Origin of the sequence: uncultured Buchnera sp., from assembly GCF_913776765.1 — a bacterium.
In the GTDB taxonomy this organism is placed as follows: Bacteria; Pseudomonadota; Gammaproteobacteria; order Enterobacterales; family Enterobacteriaceae; genus Buchnera; species Buchnera aphidicola_AO.
On record NZ_CAJYPO010000001.1, the window covers coordinates 479,885 to 501,541 of the forward strand.

General features: G+C 26.1%; 14 protein-coding genes and 2 pseudogenes. 9 read left to right on the plus strand and 7 right to left on the minus strand.

Annotated features, from left to right (window positions below; all coding sequences use genetic code 11):
• Positions 1-4 precede the first annotated feature (4 nt).
• The 8 genes and pseudogenes from murC (at position 5) to speD (ending at position 8,516) form a co-directional block, all read left to right on the plus strand.
• Positions 5-1,455 (plus strand): annotated as a pseudogene (gene murC, locus QZ401_RS02375) (UDP-N-acetylmuramate--L-alanine ligase).
• The gene (locus tag QZ401_RS02380) at positions 1,452-2,369 is read left to right on the plus strand and encodes a D-alanine--D-alanine ligase (protein ID WP_295164602.1); all 918 of its coding nucleotides are present in this window, start codon (positions 1,452-1,454) and stop codon (positions 2,367-2,369) included. Before murC ends, QZ401_RS02380 begins: the two are co-directional and overlap by 4 nt.
• A 362-nt stretch (positions 2,370-2,731) precedes the next feature.
• Positions 2,732-3,988 carry a cell division protein FtsA gene (gene ftsA, locus QZ401_RS02385; protein WP_295164603.1) on the plus strand — a complete coding sequence of 419 codons (1,257 nt, stop codon included), beginning with the start codon at positions 2,732-2,734 and terminating at the stop codon, positions 3,986-3,988.
• 47 nt (positions 3,989-4,035) lie between these two features.
• Positions 4,036-5,190: a cell division protein FtsZ gene (gene ftsZ / locus QZ401_RS02390; RefSeq protein ID WP_295164604.1), complete on the plus strand. Its 1,155-nt coding sequence runs from the start codon at positions 4,036-4,038 to the stop codon at positions 5,188-5,190.
• Positions 5,191-5,465: 275 nt separating this feature from the next.
• Positions 5,466-5,810: an iron-sulfur cluster insertion protein ErpA gene (erpA, locus tag QZ401_RS02395; protein ID WP_295164606.1), complete on the plus strand. Its 345-nt coding sequence runs from the start codon at positions 5,466-5,468 to the stop codon at positions 5,808-5,810.
• A gap of 78 nt (positions 5,811-5,888) precedes the next feature.
• Positions 5,889-6,596 carry a 5'-methylthioadenosine/adenosylhomocysteine nucleosidase gene (locus QZ401_RS02400; protein ID WP_295164608.1) on the plus strand — a complete coding sequence of 236 codons (708 nt, stop codon included), beginning with the start codon at positions 5,889-5,891 and terminating at the stop codon, positions 6,594-6,596.
• Positions 6,597-6,821: 225 nt separating this feature from the next.
• The gene (gene speE / locus QZ401_RS02405; protein WP_295164610.1) at positions 6,822-7,682 is read left to right on the plus strand and encodes a polyamine aminopropyltransferase; all 861 of its coding nucleotides are present in this window, start codon (positions 6,822-6,824) and stop codon (positions 7,680-7,682) included.
• A 27-nt stretch (positions 7,683-7,709) separates the two neighbouring features.
• Positions 7,710-8,516, plus strand: coding sequence for an adenosylmethionine decarboxylase (speD, locus tag QZ401_RS02410; protein ID WP_295164611.1), 807 nt, complete (start codon positions 7,710-7,712; stop codon positions 8,514-8,516).
• Between the two features lie 87 nt (positions 8,517-8,603).
• On the opposite strand, the gene lpdA is transcribed toward speD, so the two are convergent.
• The 4 genes from lpdA to QZ401_RS02430 all read right to left on the minus strand — a co-directional run bounded on the left by lpdA (position 8,604) and on the right by QZ401_RS02430 (position 15,247).
• On the minus strand, positions 8,604-10,034 hold the full coding sequence (lpdA, locus tag QZ401_RS02415) for a dihydrolipoyl dehydrogenase (RefSeq protein WP_295164613.1): 1,431 nt from the start codon (positions 10,032-10,034) through the stop codon (positions 8,604-8,606).
• Between the two features lie 25 nt (positions 10,035-10,059).
• Positions 10,060-11,286 carry a 2-oxo acid dehydrogenase subunit E2 gene (locus tag QZ401_RS02420; RefSeq protein ID WP_295164615.1) on the minus strand — a complete coding sequence of 409 codons (1,227 nt, stop codon included), beginning with the start codon at positions 11,284-11,286 and terminating at the stop codon, positions 10,060-10,062.
• 13 nt (positions 11,287-11,299) lie between these two features.
• The gene (aceE, locus tag QZ401_RS02425) at positions 11,300-13,966 is read right to left on the minus strand and encodes a pyruvate dehydrogenase (acetyl-transferring), homodimeric type (protein WP_295164617.1); all 2,667 of its coding nucleotides are present in this window, start codon (positions 13,964-13,966) and stop codon (positions 11,300-11,302) included.
• A 231-nt stretch (positions 13,967-14,197) separates the two neighbouring features.
• Positions 14,198-15,247, minus strand: coding sequence for a GMP reductase (locus QZ401_RS02430; RefSeq protein WP_295164621.1), 1,050 nt, complete (start codon positions 15,245-15,247; stop codon positions 14,198-14,200).
• 133 nt (positions 15,248-15,380) lie between these two features.
• Between QZ401_RS02430 and coaE the strand changes: the two genes are divergently transcribed.
• Positions 15,381-16,028, plus strand: coding sequence for a dephospho-CoA kinase (gene coaE / locus QZ401_RS02435; protein WP_295164624.1), 648 nt, complete (start codon positions 15,381-15,383; stop codon positions 16,026-16,028).
• An 18-nt stretch (positions 16,029-16,046) separates the two neighbouring features.
• On the opposite strand, the gene QZ401_RS02440 is transcribed toward coaE, so the two are convergent.
• The 3 genes and pseudogenes from QZ401_RS02440 to mrcB all read right to left on the minus strand — a co-directional run bounded on the left by QZ401_RS02440 (position 16,047) and on the right by mrcB (position 21,540).
• Complete coding sequence (locus QZ401_RS02440) at positions 16,047-16,436, minus strand: NUDIX domain-containing protein (protein WP_295164626.1); 390 nt, start codon at positions 16,434-16,436, stop codon at positions 16,047-16,049.
• 35 nt (positions 16,437-16,471) lie between these two features.
• A complete protein-coding gene (secA, locus tag QZ401_RS02445; protein ID WP_295164629.1) occupies positions 16,472-19,096 on the minus strand; it encodes a preprotein translocase subunit SecA in 2,625 nt (874 codons plus the stop codon).
• 167 nt (positions 19,097-19,263) lie between these two features.
• Positions 19,264-21,540, minus strand: a pseudogene (mrcB, locus tag QZ401_RS02450) (bifunctional glycosyl transferase/transpeptidase).
• Positions 21,541-21,657: the final 117 nt, after the last annotated feature.

Below are 21,657 nucleotides of genomic sequence, written 5' to 3' on the forward strand. Positions count from 1 at the left end.
AAAAATGAATATTAATAAGATAAAAAAAAACAATTTCTTTAAAGAAAAAAAATTTAAAAAAATTCATTTAATAGGAATTTCTGGATCAGGAATGAGTGGAATTGCCTTAATTTTATTTAAATTAGGATATAAAATTAGTGGTTCAGATTTATCAAAAAACTTTATGACGCAAAAACTAAAAAAAATGGGAGTAAATATCTATTTTCAACATTCTGAAGAAAATATTAAACGTGCCGATTTCATTGTTATATCTAGTGCTATTCCTTCTAATAATCCAGAAATTATAGCAGCTAAAAAAAAAATATTCCTATATTGTTAAGAGCTGAAATGCTTCAAATATTAATGCAATTTAAATTTGGAATAGCAGTGTCAGGAACACATGGAAAAACCACAACTACTTCAATGATTTTTGATATATTAAACAAAAATAAATTAGATCCTACAGTTATCAATGGAGGTTTAATAAAATCAATTAATTCTCATGCAAAACTTGGATTTTCTAATTATTTTATTGCAGAAGCAGACGAAAGTGATGCTTCTTTTCTTTACTTACATCCTACAACAGCTATTGTAACTAATATAGAATCTGATCATATAGATAATTATTATGGTAAATTTGAAATATTAAAAGAAACATTTTTAAAATTTTTAAATAAAATTCCATCATATGGCATTGCCATACTATGCATAGATAACCAGGCTATTATTGATATTTTACCAAAAATAAAATGTAAGGTAATTACATATGGGTTTAACAAAAATGCAGAATTTTGCATTTCATCTTATGAACAATGCGATTTTATAAGCAATTTCACATTAATTAGAAAAAAAAAATTAAATAACCTAAAAATTACCTTAAATTTACCCGGTGAACATAATGCATTAAATGCCACTGCTGCTATTGCTTTTGCAACATATCAAAAAATACCTGATCAAAAAATTTACCAATCATTAAAAAACTTTCAAGGCACTTCGAGACGATTTGAATACATTGGAAAATTATTTATAAAAAAAAAATCTATTCAAAATGAAAACATTATGTTAATAGATGATTACGGACATCATCCTACTGAATTATCTGAAACTATTAAAACAATACGAAAAAGCTGGCCTAAAAAAAATTTAATAATGATATTTCAACCTCATAGATATACAAGAACTCGCAATTTATATTGCGATTTTATTAAAATTTTATCTCAAGTAGACTCTCTATTAATACTAAATGTATATTCTGCAAACGAATTATTTATTCCAGGAGCAGATAGTTTTTCACTATATAATGACGTAAAAAAGATAAAAAAAACAAATGTAAATTTAGTAACCAACCATAATTTAATATCAACTGCTCTTATTCCTTATTTAAATGGAGATGATATTATTTTAATACAAGGTGCTGGAGACATAGATACTATAATAAAAAAATTTTATCTTAAAAATAAAAAAGTGATAATATGAAAAAAATAGCAGTGTTGTTAGGAGGTAATTCTTCTGAAAGACAAATTTCAATTAAGTCAGGATACGCCGTTCTTAAAAGTTTATTGAGATCTGGATTTAACGCACATCCGATTGACACTCGTGATTTTCCTATCATGCAATTAAAAAAACAAGGTTTTGACAGTGCCTATATTGCACTTCATGGAAAAGGAGGTGAAGATGGTAGTATTCAAGGAGTTCTTGAATATTTAAACATTCCATATACAGGTAGTGGAATTATGTCCTCCGCAATTTCTTTAGACAAATGGAGAACTAAATTGTTGTGGAAATCTTCTTCTCTTCCAGTGTTACCAGATGTGTATCTGAAAAAAAAAGATATTTCAAAATATACATATCCTTCAATTTTAAAAAAAATTTTACAACTAAAATTTCCTATTGTAATAAAACCAAATAATTCAGGTTCTAGCATAGGAATAATAATAGTTCATTTTCAAGACTTATTAATTGACTCTATTAATACCGCATTTAATTATAGTAGTGATATAATTATTGAAAAATTTTTAGAGGGAACGGAATATACAGTATCAATTCTTAACAAAAAAATATTACCTTCTATAAAAATTATTACAAAAAACCATTTCTATGATTATAGTGCTAAATATATAGAATCTTCAACTAAATATTTATGTCCAAGTGGATTGCATCATAAAAAAGAAAAAGAATTAAAAAACATTGTAGAAATAGCTTGGAATACTTTAGGGTGTAAAGGATGTGGAAGAATTGATGTAATACTAGATAATAAAAATAAATTTTGGTTATTAGAAATAAATACTATTCCTGGAATGACTCATAGAAGTTTGGTTCCAATCGCCGCTGAAAGTATAGGAATATCATTTGATGAACTAGTATTAAAAATATTAAAAATTAATAAATAAAAAAATTATTCTTTTTAATTATTACCATTTTTTAATTAATAAAATTGTTTAAAATTAAAAATTTCTTCAACAAAGATTAGAACAGAATATACTATATTAGTGAAAATATTAAAACAATTGTAAATTGTAATTTAATAAAATAGCTATATCCTATAATATTATTTTTTTAAAATAAAATAATCTTGTATAAATAAAAAAAAATAAATTAATTTATAAAGATTAATCATTTCTATAAAATAAAAATCGTAAAAAGCAAATATTATTTATGTTAAATAATTACGTTATGAAATAAATATAAAAAATTAGAAATTCCGTTTTATTGCAAAAGTAATATTTAAAAATATAGTATAGGCTAAAGAATAATGATTATATCAAAAAATAGAAAATTAGTAGTCGGATTAGAAATCGGTACTACTAAAGTAGTAACTTTGGTAGGAGAAGTTTTAACAGATGGTAAAATAAAAATAATTGGAATTGGAATATGTGCATCTAGAGGAATAGATAAAGGAAGAATAAATAATTTAGATTCAGTAATTTCGTGCATACAAGAATCTATTCATCAAGCTGAAATTATGGCTAATTGTCAAATAACATCTGTATATTTGTCTTTGTCCAATAAATATATCAACTGTCAAAATGAAATAGGTATAGTTCCTATTTCTGAAGATGAAGTTACAAAAGAAGATATAGAAAATGTAATACACACTGCAAAGTCTGTCAAAATTCTTAATGAACATCATATATTACATGTAATTCCACAAGAATACTCCATTGATCAACAATCTGGAATAAAAAATCCTATAGGTTTAGCTGGTACAAGAATGCAAGTAAGAGTACATTTAATTACATGCCATCAAAATATGGCTAAAAATATTATTAAAGCAGTAGAAAAATGTGATATTAAAGTTGATCAAGTTATTTTTTCTGGCCTTGCTTCTAGTAAAGCTGTTTTAACTGAAGATGAATGTAAACTGGGAGTCTGTATGATTGATATAGGAGGAGGAACAATAGATCTTATTACTTATATTGATGGATCTATACAAGATACCCAAGTTATTCCATATGCAGGTAATATTGTAACTAAAGATATTTCATATGCTTTCAGTACATCTTACACTGATTCAGAAAATATAAAAATTACATATGGTTCTGCAGTAAAGCTATCTCCTGGAATATCAAAAAATATTGATTTATCTAATAAATATGGAAATTTTCAAAAAAACTTACAACAAGATACAGTAATCGAAGTTATTGAATCAAGATATAATGAATTATTGCATTTAATTAATAATAGAATTCTTCATGTACAAAAAAAACTTTATAAAGAGGGGAAAAAATATCAATTAACAAGTGGTATAGTGTTGACTGGAGGAGCTTCAACAATTTCTTTTTTAACAGAATGCGCAGAAAAAATTTTTCAAAAAAAAATTCGCATTGCTAAACCTCTAAATATTTCAGGACTAACAGAAAATATAACTGAACCACATTATTCAACAGTAGTCGGCTTACTACACTACGGAAAAGAATTTTACTTCAATTATGAAAACGAAAAAAAAGAAAATTCTTTTATTGAAAAATGGTTTAAAAAAATTAACAATTGGTTTAAAAAAGAATTTTAAAAATTAATAAACCTTCTAAAATTAAAGATAGATAATGGAATGAAATTATGTTTGAACCTGTAGAATTAAGTAACAATGCAGTAATTAAGGTAGTTGGTGTTGGTGGTGGTGGTGGAAACGCAGTAGAACATATGGTACGAGAACGAATTGAAGGTGTTGAATTTTTTGCCATTAACACTGACGCACAAGCTTTAAGAAAAGTAGAAGTAGGACAAACCATACAAATAGGAAATAACATTACTAAAGGGTTGGGAGCTGGTGCTAATCCAGAAATTGGACGTACTTCAGCAGAAGAAGATAAAGAATTATTAAAATCTGCACTAGATGGTTCTGATATGGTTTTTATAGCTGCAGGAATGGGTGGAGGAACTGGAACTGGAGCAGCACCTGTAGTAGCAGAAATAGCAAAAGAACTGGGAATTTTAACAGTTGCTGTAGTAACAAAACCTTTTAATTTTGAAGGTAAAAAAAGAATGATTGTTGCTGATCAAGGAGTTGTAGAATTATCAAAACATGTAGATTCTTTAATTACAATACCTAATGATAAACTGCTCAAGGTATTAAGTCGGGGTATTTCTTTACTAGACGCCTTTGGTGCTGCTAACAATGTTTTAAAAGGAGCTGTACAAGGAATTGCTGAATTAATTACTCGACCTGGTTTGATGAATGTAGATTTTGCTGACGTAAGAACAGTTATGGTTGAAATGGGATATGCCATGATGGGGACTGGAATATCTTCTGGAGAAAATAGAGCTGAAGAGGCAGCAGAAATTGCTATATCTAGCCCTTTATTAGAAGATATAGATTTATCAGGAGCACGAGGTGTTTTAGTTAATATTACTGCTGGTTTTGATTTAAAACTAGATGAATTTGAAACTGTAGGTAACACAATCAGATCTTTCGCGTCAGATAACGCAACAGTAGTTATAGGTACTTCTTTAGATCCTGATATGAATGATACACTTCGAGTAACAGTAGTTGCAACAGGCATTGGAATGGAAAAATATTCAGATGTTAATCAGACAAAAAGTAAATCTTCTAAAGAAATGCTAATAGATTATCGATATCAATATTTAAATATTTCACCTACAACAATAGATAAAAAAAATGTAAAAAATGAAATAAAAGAAACAGAAAATCAAAAAAGAAAAGAACCAGAATATTTAGATATTCCCGCTTTTCTTCGTAAACGATCTGATTAACTTTTTTAAAATTAAAAATTGTAAAAAGTTAATATATTAAGAAATATTATTTTTAATATTTTTACGATACTAAATAAAAATAGTATTATTTTTCCATAACCTGCGCCAATAATGAATATACGATCTATCGGCGCAAGGACTTATTTGTTATAGTATATTAAATTAATCTAATATTTTTTATACTAAAAATATGTTTAAAATTTTTTTTATGATAAAATTAAATAAAATATTTTATTTTCTAAAATTTCTTTAAATATTTTGAGAATATATTAAAAATGGAAAACAATCCTATAAAATATATTGAATTCACAAATTCAGCTGCCAAAAAAATAAAAAATATTATTGAAGAAAAAAAAAACAAAAATTTAAAACTAAGAATATATATTATTGGTGGTGGATGCAGTGGATTTCAATATCAATTTATTTTTGATGAAAAAACCAATAAAGATGACATCTTAATTAAAAAATTAAATATTTCTCTTGTGATTGATCCTATCAGTTTACAATATTTATATGGTGGTACAATAGATTATTTAGAAAACCTAGAAGGATCAAAATTTATAGTATCTAATCCAAATGCTAAAAACACCTGCGGATGTGGTTTATCTTTCAGCATTTAAAATAAGAAACTAACTTTAAACAATCAAAATTCTAGTAATGTTTAATACTCTAAAAAAAATAAATTTTATTTATAAAAAATGAAAATTGGAATAATCGGTGCTATAGAACAAGAAATTAAAAAAATAAAAGAAATCATAAACAATTTGACAATAAAAAAAATAGGCAACATTAAAATTTACATAGGAAAATTTAAAAAAATAGAAATTTTTCTAATCCAATCAGGTATTGGGAAAGTTTCTGCTAGTATGTCTACCATGATTCTTATTAATTTATTTCAACCTGATTTTATTATTAACAGTGGTTCTGCAGGAAGTTTAAATACTTCTTTAAAAATAGGCGATATTATCATTCCAAAAAAAATATGTTACCACGATGTAAATTTGACAAACTTTGGGTATTCTAGAGGACAAATACCTCAATATCCTAAAATATTTAAAACAAATAAAAATTTACATGAAATTGTAAAAGAAATTGCTATTAAATTTAAATTCAAGTTTTTAACAGGACTACTTATTACTGGAGATTCTTTTATCAGAGGAAATAATCTTATAAAAAAAATAAAATGTCAATTTTCTTCAGCAGTAGGAGTGGAAATGGAATCAACTGCAATAGGTCAGGTATGTCATCAATTTAAAATTCCTTTTATTGTAATAAAGTCAATATCTGATTTATCTGATAACAATGCTACTTCAAATTTTGAAAAAAATATTTCGATTGCATCATCAGAATCTTCAAAATTAGTGAAACTGTTATTAAAAAAAATAAGTTCTCAAAATTCTATTTAATAAAAAATGGTATTTTTATTGTATTTTTGATAACCTTGTACTATTTTTTATAGTTTATATTGAAAATGTATTATTTATTATAATCAGTCGACTTTAAAAATGTTTTACTATAAAAATAATTATCCTTCTTTTAAAAAAAGTCTAAAAATAAATTCTATTATTTCATTATACTCAGAATAAACTGTTTGTCCTCAAATAATTTATATTTTATAGGATAAAAAAACCATGATTGGCAAAAACATATGGCATGAAAAACTTCATCGTCATGTTGGTCAATATTTTTCAATTGATAAAATATTATATCAAAAAAAAAATAAATACCACGATATTATCATTTTTCAAAACTCGATTATGGGACGAATCATGGCAATAGATGGTGTCGTTCAAACAACAGAAAAAGATGAATTTATATATCATGAAATGTTAACTCATGTTCCTATATTTTATCACGGGTTAATAAAAAATGTACTGATAATAGGTGGAGGTGATGGAGGTATACTACGAGAAATATGTCGACACAATAGCATTGAAAATATCACTATGGTTGAAATTGATTTAAATATTATTGATTTGTGTAAAGAGTTTTTTCCTAAACATAGTAATAATACATATAAAGATCCACGTCTAAAAATAATCATAGATAACGGATTGAACTTTATAAAGACAACAAAAGAAAAATTTGATCTTATTATATCAGATTCTACTGATCCCATTGGTTGCGGAAAAGATTTATTTTTGTCAGAATTTTATTTTTATTGTAAAAATCATCTTCTTAAAAACGGTATATTTGTAGGTCAAAATGGTATTTTTTTTCTCCAGAAAAACAACGTTAATCAAACTTATAAAAATTTAAAAAAAAATTTTAATGACGCAAGTTTTTATCAAGCAACTATTCCCAGTTATTATGGCGGAATAATGATGTTTTCTTGGGGTACCGATAACATGGATTTACGTAAAATAAACATTAAAAATTTACAAAAACGTATAAAACATACAAAATTAGCTTTTAATTACTATAATTCCAAAATTCATATAAGTAGTTTTTATTTACCTGAATATATAATTAATACGTTAGATAAAAGTTAAAAATCCTTATATAGGAGAGTAATTAAATTGCAAAAACTAAAATTATATGGCTTTAATAATTTAACTAAAAGCCTAAGTTTTTGTATTTACGATATTTGTTATGCGAATACTAATGATTCACGAAATAGTTATATTTCTTATATTGATGAACAATATAATGCTGTTCGATTAACAAAAATCTTAAAAAAAACTTGTTCAATTATTGGGGCCAATGTTCTTAATGTTTTTCATCAAGATTATGAACCTCAAGGTGCTAGTGTAACTATTTTAGTATGCGAAGATCCAATAAATTTAGAAACAGTAAATATTGTAAATAAAAAAAATAATATTACATCATCTTCTGTATTAGCTCATTTAGATAAAAGTCATATTTGTGTTCATACATATCCAGAAAGTCATCCTCAAAGTGGCATTTGTACTTTTCGTGCAGATATAGAAGTTTCAACATGTGGAATAATCTCTCCTCTTAATGCATTAAATTATCTTATTCATCAATTAGAATCAGATATTGTAACAATCGAATATCGTGTTAGGGGATTTACACGAGATATTCACGGTATAAAACATTTTATTGATCATAAGATTAATTCTATTCAAAATTTTATGTCTAATGATATAAAATCAATGTATGAAATGCTTGATGTCAATATATATCAAGAAAATATTTTTCATACTCGTATGTTACTAAAAGAATTTAACTTAAAAAATTATTTATTTAATATTAACGTAGAAGATTTATCAAAAGAAGAATGTTCTTATATTATAGATTTATTATGGAAAGAAATGAGAGAAATATATCATGGTAAAAATATCTCTATGATTAAAAAAATATAACTTTTGAATTTATATTTTTTTAAAATTATTCAAAAGTTTAAAAATTGATACACTTCTTTTACAACGAGAAAAGAAGTGTATCAATTGTTAATTCAACAATGATTTTTTTAAATTTAAAAGATCTGTTACTGTTCCTTGAAAAACTTCGGAAGCTGAACAAATTGATTCACTTAAAGTTGGATGCGGATGGATAGTAAGTGAAATATCTTCAGCATCACATCCCATCTCAATTGCAAGTCCAATTTCACTAATCAGTTCGCTAGCATTTGTACCTACTATAGATCCACCAATAATCTTATTAGTATTTTTATCAAAAATTAATTTTGTCATACCTACATTGCAATTTGATGCATTTGCTCTCCCTGATGCACTCCAAGGAAACAAAGAACTCTCATAATCTATATTATTATTTTCAGCTTCTTTCTCACTTAAACCAACCCAAGCAATTTCAGGCTCAGTATAAGCTACTGATGGAATTACTTTAGGTTCAAAATAATGTTTTTTACCAGAAATTACCTCAGATGCAATATGCGCTTGCTGTATCGCTTTGTGAGCTAACATAGGGAAACCCGTGACATCACCAATAGCATAAATATGAGATAAATTTGTTTTTAATTGTTTATCTACCTGGATAAAGCCAAATTCGTTTAATTTTAATCCAATTTTTTCCAACTTTAAAAAATCAATATTTGGACTTCTTCCAATTGCAACAAGTATATTATCATAACAAAAAACATTTTCATTTTTATTTTCTTTAGATATTGTAACAATAAGATTATTATCTTTTGATCTGTCAATATTTTTTACATGAGTATGTAATAACAAATTAAATCTTTTTTCAACTGTTTTTCTATATATATCAGTCATATCTTTATCTACTGAGGGAAGAAAAACATTAAATCGATCAACGACATCTACTTTTGAACCCAATGCACTGTATATTGTTGCCATTTCTAAACCAATAATACCTCCTCCTATAATTAAAAAACGATTAGGTATATTTTTTAGTGATAAAGCATCTGTTGAATTCCAAATTCTATTATCGTCATTAGGAAAGGAAGGTATTTTTATAGGTTTAGATCCAGTAGCAATAATCGCATATTTAAAAAAAATCGTAAAATCATTTTTTTTATTTTGCACAAAAATACTATGATCAGTATCGAAAGATGCTTTTCCTCGAATAATTTTTACTTTTCTTTTTTCCCCCATATTAGATAATCCAATAGTAAGTTTTTTAATAATTTTTTCTTTCCAATTATTAATCTTTTCAATATCAATAATTGGTTTATTAAAAAAAACTCCTGTTTCAGATAGTTCATTTGCATCTTTTATTACCTTAGCTATATGCAATAATGCTTTTGAAGGAATACATCCTGCATTTAAACAAACACCACCCAATTGTTCATAACGTTCTATTAAAACAGTATTTAAACCTAAATCTGCACATCGGAAAGCTGCAGAATAACCAGCAGGTCCTGAACCTATAACTACAACCTCAGATTGAATTTCTTGATGCATTTGAAAAACCTCTTTAGAAAAAAAATCACATAATTAAAAAACGTATATCAGATAATAACTTTCCAATAAAAGTTAAAAAACGAGCAGCATCTGCTCCATTAATTATGCGATGATCATATGATAGAGATAATGGCAACATTAAAGAAGGAATAAATTCTTTTCCATTCCATAGTGGTTTTATTATAGCCTTTGAAACTCCAAGAATTGCAACTTCAGGGGCATTAATAATTGGAGAAAACCAACTCCCTCCAATTCCACCTAAATTAGAAATTGTAAAACAACCATCTTTCATATCTGATTCATTTAATTTGTTTTCGCGTGCTTTATTTAAAAGAAAAATTAACTCAGAAGATAAACTTTCTATATTTTTTTTATCAACATTTTTTAAAACAGGAACAAACAAACCGTGTTCAACATCAACAGCAACACCAACGTTAACATATTTTTTTAAAAAAATTGATTTTTTATTTGAAGATAAAGAACTATTAAAAATAGGAAATTTTAATAATGCATGCGCTACAGTTTTTATAATGAAAGGTAATATAGTAATATTAGAAAAAACATTATTTTTCTGTTTTTTTTGACTATTATAGTTCTGACGAAATTCTTCTAATAAAGTTATGTTAACTTCATCAAATTGCGTTACGTGAGGTATGTTTATCCAATTTTGATGTAGGTTTTTGCCAACAGTTTTTTGAATATTCGTAATAGATATTTCTTTGAATGGATTTTTATGAAAACTTTTAATATTATTTTCATCTGTATTAAAAGCATTTTTGTTCAAATCATTATTTTTTTTTATATATAGTTCAACATCTTCTTTTAAGATACGATTTTTAGGACCAGAGGGTATGACATTCTTTAAATCAATATTTAAATGACGAGCTAAACGTCTTATAACTGGTGTTGCATGAATTAAAATATTTTTCTTAATATCTTTTTCTTCTAAAAAATTGTCACTTAATTTTTTTTCTGTTTTTATATAATTAAAATCTTTTTTATTTTTTATAAAGTTAAGATCATTAGATTTAAAAATCATAATTACCGAAGAAGTCGTCACCTTGTCACCAATTTTTATAATAATATCCTTTACAATTCCGGATATTGGTGCCGGTATTTCCATAGAAGCTTTATCTCCTTCTACAGTAATTAATCCTTGATCCAATTCTATTTTTTCACCAACTTTTACTAATACTTCTGTTACCTCAACCTCGTCTAAACCAATATCAGGCATTTTAACTTCAATATGCACTTTTCTTTACCTCTTAAGCTAAACGCGGATTAATTTTATCTGCATTAATATTAAATTTAATAATTGCCTCTTCTACTACTTTTTTATTAATATTATTTAATTTAGCTAACAAGTTTAAAGCCGCTACTACAATATAATGAGCACTAACTTCAAAATGATCACGTAATTTATCACGACTATCTGAACGTCCAAAACCATCTGTACCCAATACGTAATATTCATTTGATGGAATATAATGACGAATTTGTTCAGCAAATAACTTCATATAATCAGTTGCTGCTACCGCCGGAGAAGAATTCATTACAGTTTTGATATAAGCAATTCTTTTTTTTTCACATGGATGCAACATATTCCATCTTTCACAATCTTCACCATTTCTAGCTAACTCTGTAAAAGAGGTTACACTATAAATATCTGTAGTTATAGAATAATCATTAGATAAAATTTCACCTGCTTTACACACACAACGTAAAATAGCTCCAGATCCCATCAATTGCACTTTTAATTCAGTGGCCTGTAAAGTTTTTAACTTATAAATTCCTTTACAAATACCTTTTTCTACACCTTTTGGCATAGCTGGCATGTAATAATTTTCATTAATTGTAGTAATATAATAGTATATATTTTCTTGAAGAGGCCCATACATTCTTCTTAACCCATCTTGTATAATAACAGCAACCTCATAAGCAAATGCAGGATCATAAGAAATACAATTAGGAATTGTTAATGACTGTATATGACTATGACCGTCTTCATGTTGCAAACCTTCTCCATTTAAAGTAGTCCTTCCAGATGTTCCTCCAATAAGAAAACCTCTTGCTTGCTGATCACCAGCTGCCCAAAAAAGATCACCTATTCTCTGAAAACCAAATATTGAATAATAAATATAAAAAGGAATCATGGGGAAATTATTGGTACTATAGGAAGTAGCAGCAGCTAACCAAGATGAAGCAGCACCTAGTTCATTTATTCCTTCTTGCAATATTTGCCCCTTTTTTTCTTCTTTATAATAAGCTAATTGTTCTCGATCTTGAGGGGTATATTTCTGTCCAATAGAACTATAAATTCCAATCATTCTAAATAAACCTTCCATACCGAATGTACGAGCTTCATCAGCAATAATTGGAACTATTAAATTTTTAATGGAATGATTTTTTAAAATTAAATTTAAAACACGAACAAAAGCAATAGTAGTCGAAATTTTTTTATTTTGTTTTTCTAATAAAGATTTAAAATCTATTAAATCTGGGATATTTAATACATTAGTAAATTTAGATAATCGAAATGGGATATAACCGCCTAACTTTTTTCTTTGTTTATGCATGTAACAGTATTCTTCAGAATTTTTTTCAAAAACAACGTATGGTAATTCTTTAATATCTTTATTTGAAAGAGGAATGTTAAAACGATCTCGAATGTAAATAATTCCATTAATATTAATTTTCTTTATTTGATGTGCTATATTTTTTCCTTCAGCAATAACACCCATACCATATCCTTTAACTGTATGCGCTAAAATAACAGTCGGTTTATCTTTAATTTCCTTCGCTTTTTTTAGTGCATTAAACATTTTTTTAGGATCATGTCCTCCTCTATTTAAATTCCATATTTCTTCATCTGTCATATCTTTTACTAATTCTAGTGTTTCTTTATATTTACCAAAAAAATATTTTCGAACATATGCTCCATCTTTTGACTTTAATGTTTGATAGTCACCATCTATTGTTTCATTCATTAGTTGAATCAATTTTCCAGTTTTATCTTTTTTTAACAAACAATCCCATCTCCCTCCCCATATGACTTTTATAACTTTCCATCCAGCTCCATAAAAAAAACTTTCTAATTCATTTACAATTTTACCGTTACCTACTACTGGACCGTCTAATCTTTGTAAATTACAGTTTATTATGAAGATTAAATTATCTAATTTTTCACGAACAGCGATAGAAATTGCTCCTTTAGATTCTGGCTCATCCATTTCACCATCTCCTAAAAAAGCATAAACTGTCTGTTTAGAAGTGTTTTTTAATTCACGGTTTTGTAAATATTTTAAAAACTTTGCTTGATAAATAGCACAAAGTGGTCCTAATCCCATTGAAACAGTTGGAAATTGCCAAAAATTTGGCATTAATTTAGGATGAGGATAAGAAGACAATCCCTTTCCGTCAACTTCTTGCCTGAAATTATCAATTTGTTCTTTTGATAAACGACCTTCTAAAAAAGATCTAGCATAAATACCTGGAGCAATATGACCTTGAAAATAAACTAAATCACCTCCGTCTTCATTGTTTCTAGAACGAAAAAAATGATTAAAACATACTTCATATATTGTAGCAGAAGATTGAAAAGATGATAAATGACCCCCTAATTCTAAATCTTTTTTTGACGCGCGTAAAACCATCATTATTGCATTCCAGCGAATAGCTGAACGAATACGCTTTTCTAAAATTAAATCTCCTGGATATTCAATTTCTTCTTCGCTACTGATTGTATTAATGTAATCGCTGGTAAAAAAACACTTAAAAAAATTTTCTCTGGTTATTTTAGACTTCTTTAAAATCTTTTCAATTAAAAATTTAGCTCTTTCTAGACCTTCTTCACGAATAACAGATTCAATTGATTGCACCCAATCATTAGTTTCGACTGGATCCACGTCATCATTATATAAATTTTCTGACATGGTTTAAATTCCTTATATATTATATTTAACAATAAAATTAATATTTAACTTAAAATATTATCATTTTTTTATATTAAAAATTAATTTTATGTAATTAAGTAATTTTAATTTTTTAAAAATTAGATTTTTTTTATTAAAAAAAGCTATCAATTTCTAAAAAAAATCAACAAAACTAACTATGAGTATAATTAATTTTATTGATTTTATTTTTTAACTTTTAAAAAATATATTTTAGTTTTTAAAATTATTAAAAATACAATTTTCTTGTTCACTAACTCGTATAAAGGTAGTTCTTTTAGTTAACTCTTTTAATTTTTGTGCTCCTACATAAGTACAAGAAGAACGTAATCCTCCTAAAATATCACGTACAGTTATATCTACGTCTCCACGAAAGGGTATTTTAACTATTTTACCTTCAGATGCACGGTATCCTGGAATTTTACCTGTATATCGTTTCATTGCAGAAGTAGAACTCATACCATAAAATAACATAAATTTTTTAGATTTTTCTTTGATTATTTCGCCTAAACATTCAGTATGTCCTGCAAAAATACCGCCTAACATAACAAAATCTGCACCCCCTCCAAAAGCTTTTGCAATATCGCCTGAAACAGTACAACCACCATCACTGATAATTTGACCATTTAATCCATGTGCGGCATCTGCACATTCTATAATAGCTGATAGTTGAGGATAACCTATTCCTGTTTTTATTCGTGTAGTACATACAGAACCAGATCCTATACCTACTTTTACTATATCTGCTCCAGATAATATTAGTTCTTCAACCATTTCACCAGTAACAACATTACCTGCACAAATAATTTTATCTGGAAAAAAATCTCTTATTTTTTTTAAAAAAGAAACAAAATATTCAGAATAGCCATTAGCTACATCAATACAAATATATTTTAATTCAGAAGATAATGAAAAAATGTTTTTTATTTTTAAAAAATCTAGATTAGATGTTCCAATTGAAACAATTACATGTTTCAATGTTTCTTTAGAAGAAATACTCACAAAATCTCTCCATTCATCTAAAGAATAATATTTATGTACTGCTGTTAATATATTAAATTTTGATAAGGATTCAGCCATACGAAAAGTTCCTATAGTATCCATATTAGCTGCAATAAGTGGAATTCCAAACCATTTTATGGTAGAATATTTAAAAGAAAAACAACGCATAAGATTAACTTCAGAACGACTTTTTAAAGTAGATCTTTTTGGTCTTATTAATACGTCTTTAAAACCTAGTTTTATGTCTTCTTCAATACGCATAAAATAAAAGTCCTATAACAATATGATATAAAAAAATTTTATAATATAAAAATATATTAAAATAGTTTTTTTTGAATAAAAATTAAATATTTTTAGTACTATCAAATCTTTAAATTTAAAAAAATAAAAAATTATGACTTATATTGTAGCACTTACTGGAGGAATTTGTAGCGGAAAAACTACTGTTTCTGATAGCTTTAAAAAAATAGGTATCAATATTATTGATACTGATGTCATTGGACGAAAAACAATAGAAAAAAATAAAGAAGTATCAAGATCTATCAAAAAAAAATTTGGTAAAAAAATATTAAATCAAGATAATTCAATAAACCGTTTTTTACTTCGCAAACATATTTTTAATGATAAAAAAAGTAGACTATGGTTAGAAAATATACTTCACCCTATAATTTTGAAAGAAAGTAAAAAAAAGATAGAGTTAATAAAATCAATATGGTGTTTGTGGGTTGTTCCACTACTTTTTGAAAAAAAAATAGAAAAAAAAGCAAATCGAATACTTTTAATCGATACACCAGTAAGAACACAAATTAAACGTATAATAAAGAGAGATAAAATAAATATTTATGAAGCTAAAAAAATTATTTCTTCTCAAGTTTGCAGAAAAAAAAGAATTTCTTTGTCGGATGATATTATTTTTAATAAAAATCAAAACGTTGAAAAATTAAATTTATACACTTATTATCTTAATAATTTTTATGTATATTTATCAAAAAAAAATAATCAAAAAGATATAAAAAAAAATAATTTGACTAAATTTTACTAAAAAAGTATATATTTCTATCTAAAAAAAATCTCGTTTTTCTAAAGTATTAATAATATTATGATTGAAAATAGGAAAATTAAAATATTTTAGATCATCAAAGAATATCCATTGATATAAATATCCTTCTCTACTGTATATTCTACCTTTCCATTTAGTAATGAAAAAAAAATATAATTTTATTTTTTTATAAAAATGCTGAATACATCGAAAAAAACGAAACTTTAGTATTTCAAGACCTACTTCTTCTAATAATTCTCGTTTTAATGAATGTATTAAACTTTCACTTTTTTCTACCTTTCCTCCTGGAAATTCCCATAAATCCGATACGTATTTTTTTTTTCTTGCTTTAGTAATATAAATTTTATTTTTTTTTATAATTATTCCAATCACTATCTTTTGATACTTCATAAAACAAAATCCGAATTAAAAATTTTTAAAAAAAGTTATAAACTTCCATGACAATACTTATATTTTTTTCCAGATCCACAAAAACAAGGCGTATTTCTTCCTATTTTAACGTCATTGTTTAAAACAAAAGAATTATTATTAATATTTAAATTGAAATGTTTTTTTATATAAGATAAATCTAGTTTACTAAGAAAAGATATAACTTCATATTTTAATAATTCTAACATGTTAGAAAACATATTAAAAGATTCACGTTTATATTCTTGTTTAGGATCTTTTTGGGCATAACCACGCAAATGAATACCTTGTCTTAAATAATCCATTGCAGATAAATGCTCTTTCCAAAGAGAATCTAATATTTGCAACATAATAGACTTTTCTATCATTCTAATGTTACTAATACCTATTTCAATTTCTTTATTGAGATAATTTTTTTTTGCAATACTAATAATTTTTTTTATAATACTTTCTTTTTTTATATTAGGATCTTTTTTTAACCAATCTTGAATTGATATATTTAAATTAAATTCAGTATTTAATTTTTTTTCTAAATCTAAAATATTCCATCTATTTTTTGGAAAATTAAAATTTATATGTGTTTTAATTGTATTACATAATACATCTTTTAAAATATCGTAAATAGTTTGTTGAATGTTTTCTGAATCAATTAATTTATTACGTTGTGCATAGATTACACGACGCTGTTCATTACAGACATCATCGTATTCTAATAATTGTTTTCTAATGTCAAAATTACGATTTTCTACTTTTTTTTGAGCATTTTCTATAGCTTTTGTAACCCAAGGATGTTCAATGGCTTCATTAAAAGACAGTCCTAATTTTCTCATCATACTAATAATTTTATCAGATGCAAAAATCCTCATTAATGAATCTTCCATAGAGAGGTAAAAACGCGAAGAACCACTGTCTCCTTGTCGACCAGAACGTCCTCTTAATTGATTATCAATACGACGTGATTCATGACGTTCAGTACCAATAATATGTAATCCTCCAGACAAAACAACTAAATCATGTTGTTTTTTCCAACTATTTTTAATTTTTTTAATTTTGTCTAAACATATATTTTTTTCTAACTGTGATTCTAAGCTACCTCCTAAGACAATATCTGTACCTCTACCAGCCATATTAGTGGCAATTGTTACTGATTTTGGTTTTCCTGCTTGAGCTATGATTTCAGCCTCTCTTGCATGAAATTTAGCATTTAAAACATTGTGTTTAATATTTAATTTTTTTAGTTTTTTTGAAATCATTTCTGATTTTTCAATTGAAATTGTACCAACTAATACAGGTTGGTTTTTTTTTATGCAATTTTGAATATCTTTTAATATCGCATTTATTTTTTCTTCTTCAGTCATGTAAACTAAATCAGGCATATCTTTTCTGATCATTGGCTTATTTGTAGGAATTATAACAGTATCTAGATTATAAATTGAACTAAATTCAAAAGATTCAGTTGCAGCAGTACCTGTCATACCTGCTATTTTTTTATATAAACGAAAATAATTTTGAAATGTAATAGATGCCAAAGTTTGATTTTCATTTTTTACAGCAACATTTTCTTTAGCTTCTATTGCTTGGTGTAGTCCATCAGACCATCTTCTACCAGGCATAGTTCGACCTGTATGTTCATCAACAATAACAACGTTGTCATCTTTTACAAGATAATCTATATTTTTCGTAAATAAATTGTGAGCACGTAAAGCAGATATAACATGGTGCATTAAGATAATATTATTTGAAGAATATAACGACTCTCCTTTTTTCATTAATTTTTGATCAAGTAATATCCTTTCAATTTCTACCAAGCCTCTTTCAGTTAAGTATATTTGTTTTGACTTTTCATCAATAGAGAAATGACCATTTCCATGAAAATTATCTGAATCTTCTTTTTTTTGACAAATTAAAGATGGTACTAATTTGTTGATTTCTTTATATAAAAAAGAACTATCTTCTGAAGGTCCAGAAATAATTAAAGGTGTTCTAGCTTCATCTATTAAAATTGAATCGACTTCATCTACTAAAGCATAATTTAATTCACGTTGGACTCTTTCCTCAGAAGAAAAAACCATATTATCTCGTAGATAGTCAAACCCATATTCATTATTAGTACCATAAGTAATATCACATAAATAAGCTTTTTTTTTATCAAAAAAAGACATTTCAGACAAATTTAACCCAACTTTTAAACCAAGAAATTCAAATAAAGGTGTATTCTTTTTAGCATCTCGCTCTGCTAAATAATCATTCATAGTAACGATATGAACACCTCGACCTGTCAATGCATTTAAATAAGAAGGTAAGGTAGAAGTTAATGTTTTTCCTTCTCCTGTACGCATTTCTGCAATACATTGTTTATTTAAAACGATTCCACCAAGAATTTGAACATCAAAATGACGCATATTGAAAACACGACGACTTGCTTCTCTGACTGTTGCAAAAGATTCTGGTAATAAATCATCTAAGTTTTCACCATTTTTTAATCTTATACGAAACAATTTTGTATTTTCTTGCAGTTTCTTATCTGATAGTTTCTTAAATTTTTCTTCTAATTGATTAATTGAAGATACTATATTTTTGAATTTTTTTAAAATACGATCATTGCGATTACTAAATATTTTGGCTAAAAATTTAACAAACATATTAGAACTCTCAAGTTATACTTTTTTTATTAATTAACATTTAAGAATATTTTATATTTTTTTAGCAACTAAAATTAAAAAATAAGTGATATTGATTAAAATAATTAAAAACTTGTTGGATGAAAAAACAGTATTTTTTATTAATTTATTATAAAAAAACTTTTTATTCAAAACAGAAAAAAATTTTCTTTTTTTTGAACTTTCTTAAAGTTTTTTAAAACTATTTATTTACCACATATATTTTCGTCATTCAATAACCATATTGGTAACGGTTTTTTATGCTCATTACTTTTTTCACAAAACAATCTTCCTAATTTATTCATATAAAAAATATTAATGTTTTTAGGAGGATTTAATATTAATGGAGTTGGACGTTGATATTCAAGATATCTTCGATAAATTTGCATAGCACCAGAAGAACCATACAATTTAGTTGACTTATTATTATCTCTTCCTATCCAAGTAATTACAATTTGTCTTCCATCAATACCTACAAACCAATTATCTACTAAGTTATTTGTTGTACCAGTTTTTCCTGCTAAAGAAAATTTTTTAAAAATTGAACCCAATGATTTTGCTGTTCCACAACTAACCACTTTTTGCATACCATATAGTGTCAAATAAGTTGCTTCAATAGATTCTACATTTTTAGATTGAGGTAAACTTTGGTATAATACCTTACCATCATCAGAAGTTATTGATCGAACTGAAGATAGCAAGGTTTTGTAACCACCGCTTGCAATAACTTGAAACACTTGAGCTATTTCAATAGGTGTTAAATTAATAGCTCCTAAAGATATAGAAGGAAACGGAGTAATTAACTTTTTAGAAATACCTAGATGAAACCAACTTTTCACTAAATTTTCTAAACCCATATCTATACTTAGATTAACGGTAGGAATATTTATCGAATTAGTTAATGCATCTATTAACATTACCTGACCACTAAAATGATAATTATTATTTTTTGGAATCCAAAACTTACCATTTTTTAATTTAATTGCAATTGGATGATCAGCAATCCACGTGTTTAAACGATATTTTCTAGGATTAGATAATGCCGTTAAATAAGTTATTGGTTTAGATAGAGAGCCAATAGAACGACGAGCTTGCAAAGCACGATTATAACCATAAAATTTTGGATTAGAACCACCAACAAGAGCTTGAATTTCTCCAGTGAAACGATCTACTACAATCATAGCAATTTCTAAATCTTTTAATTTTTTTTTCTTTTTTAAAATTGGCATTCCTATCTTAACAGCTTTTTCAATAGCATTTTGCGAAAAAATATCCAAAGTTGTAAAAACTTTAATACCTGATAGATTTTTAATCTTATTTTTTAATTTTTCTTTTATCTCCATTTGAATAAGCTGTGTAAAATTAGGATAAGAAGAAATAACACATCCCCTGGGTTTAATATTTAAAGGTCTTGCGGACAATTCAGTATAAATTTTTTCTTGAATATATCCCTGATTGTATAATGAAAGTAAAACTAAATTTCTTCTATTTAAAGCAAAATCAGGATTACTCCAAGGATTATATAAAGAAGCCCCTTTAACCATTCCTACTAATAAAGCATACTGATCTAAATTTAACTCATCAATAGGTCTACCAAAATAATATAAGCTAGCAAGAGGAAAACCTCGAATTTGTTCCTTACCATCTTGTCCTAAATAAACTTCATTTAAATATAACTCTAAAATACGATCTTTTTTATAAAACCAATCTAAAATTAAAGCCATATACATTTCATTAATTTTCCTCCATATTGAACGAGTATTTGTTAAAAAAAGATTCTTAACTAATTGTTGAGTAAGAGTACTACCACCCTGTACTGTTCGACCTGCCATTATATTTACTAAAAACGCTCTTCCAATAGATGAAAGGTTAATACCATCATGTTCGTAAAAATATCTATCTTCAATCGCTAACAATGTTTTAATTAAAAGTTCTGGATATTTAGATCTAGGAATAAATACACGTTTTTTTCTTTCTGGAGATTCTAACATAGCAATTAACTTGGGTTCTAAACGGAAAAAACTAAAATTACGATTATTTTCAAGATTTTGAATTTTCAATAAATAATTATCATCAAAAAACAACTTTACATGAAATTCATTTTCTCTAAGATCTGGAAAATCAAAAGAACGACGTATAAATTCTATATTGTTATTCTTGATACTATACTCTCCTGGTAACATGACAGTATCTACTTCTCTATACATAGTACCCTGCAAAAATTTTGATACTTCTTTTTGAGAGTACAAGTTACCAGGTTCTAAATTTATTATACGTCCATATATTGATGTAGGAAAATGCCATACTTTACCATCGATTAATCGACCTATTTTCATATATAAAAAACATCCATAAAAAAATACTAGAACTAATATTAAGAAAAAAATATTTCCTAATAATTTTATTTTTCTTCTATTTAAATACATCAAAAACCCTTTTAATTAAAAAAATAAATTTTTATTTGAAAAAAATATACGTGATTTATAAAATAAAATGAATTAAATAAATTTAAAAAGGAAACTGTTCTAAAAAAAAATTTAACG

Bases quoted from the DNA above. Each gene is read 5' to 3' on its own strand.
- erpA (WP_295164606.1), top strand. From the start codon at position 5,466: ATGGAAAACAATCCTATAAAATATATTGAATTCACAAATTCAGCTGCC.
- QZ401_RS02380 (WP_295164602.1), top strand. From the start codon at position 1,452: ATGAAAAAAATAGCAGTGTTGTTAGGAGGTAATTCTTCTGAAAGACAA.
- speE (WP_295164610.1), top strand. From the start codon at position 6,822: ATGATTGGCAAAAACATATGGCATGAAAAACTTCATCGTCATGTTGGT.
- QZ401_RS02440 (WP_295164626.1), bottom strand. From the start codon at position 16,436: ATGAAGTATCAAAAGATAGTGATTGGAATAATTATAAAAAAAAATAAA.
- aceE (WP_295164617.1), bottom strand. From the start codon at position 13,966: ATGTCAGAAAATTTATATAATGATGACGTGGATCCAGTCGAAACTAAT.
- ftsZ (WP_295164604.1), top strand. From the start codon at position 4,036: ATGTTTGAACCTGTAGAATTAAGTAACAATGCAGTAATTAAGGTAGTT.
- secA (WP_295164629.1), bottom strand. From the start codon at position 19,096: ATGTTTGTTAAATTTTTAGCCAAAATATTTAGTAATCGCAATGATCGT.
- QZ401_RS02400 (WP_295164608.1), top strand. From the start codon at position 5,889: ATGAAAATTGGAATAATCGGTGCTATAGAACAAGAAATTAAAAAAATA.
- ftsA (WP_295164603.1), top strand. From the start codon at position 2,732: ATGATTATATCAAAAAATAGAAAATTAGTAGTCGGATTAGAAATCGGT.
- QZ401_RS02430 (WP_295164621.1), bottom strand. From the start codon at position 15,247: ATGCGTATTGAAGAAGACATAAAACTAGGTTTTAAAGACGTATTAATA.
- coaE (WP_295164624.1), top strand. From the start codon at position 15,381: ATGACTTATATTGTAGCACTTACTGGAGGAATTTGTAGCGGAAAAACT.
- lpdA (WP_295164613.1), bottom strand. From the start codon at position 10,034: ATGCATCAAGAAATTCAATCTGAGGTTGTAGTTATAGGTTCAGGACCT.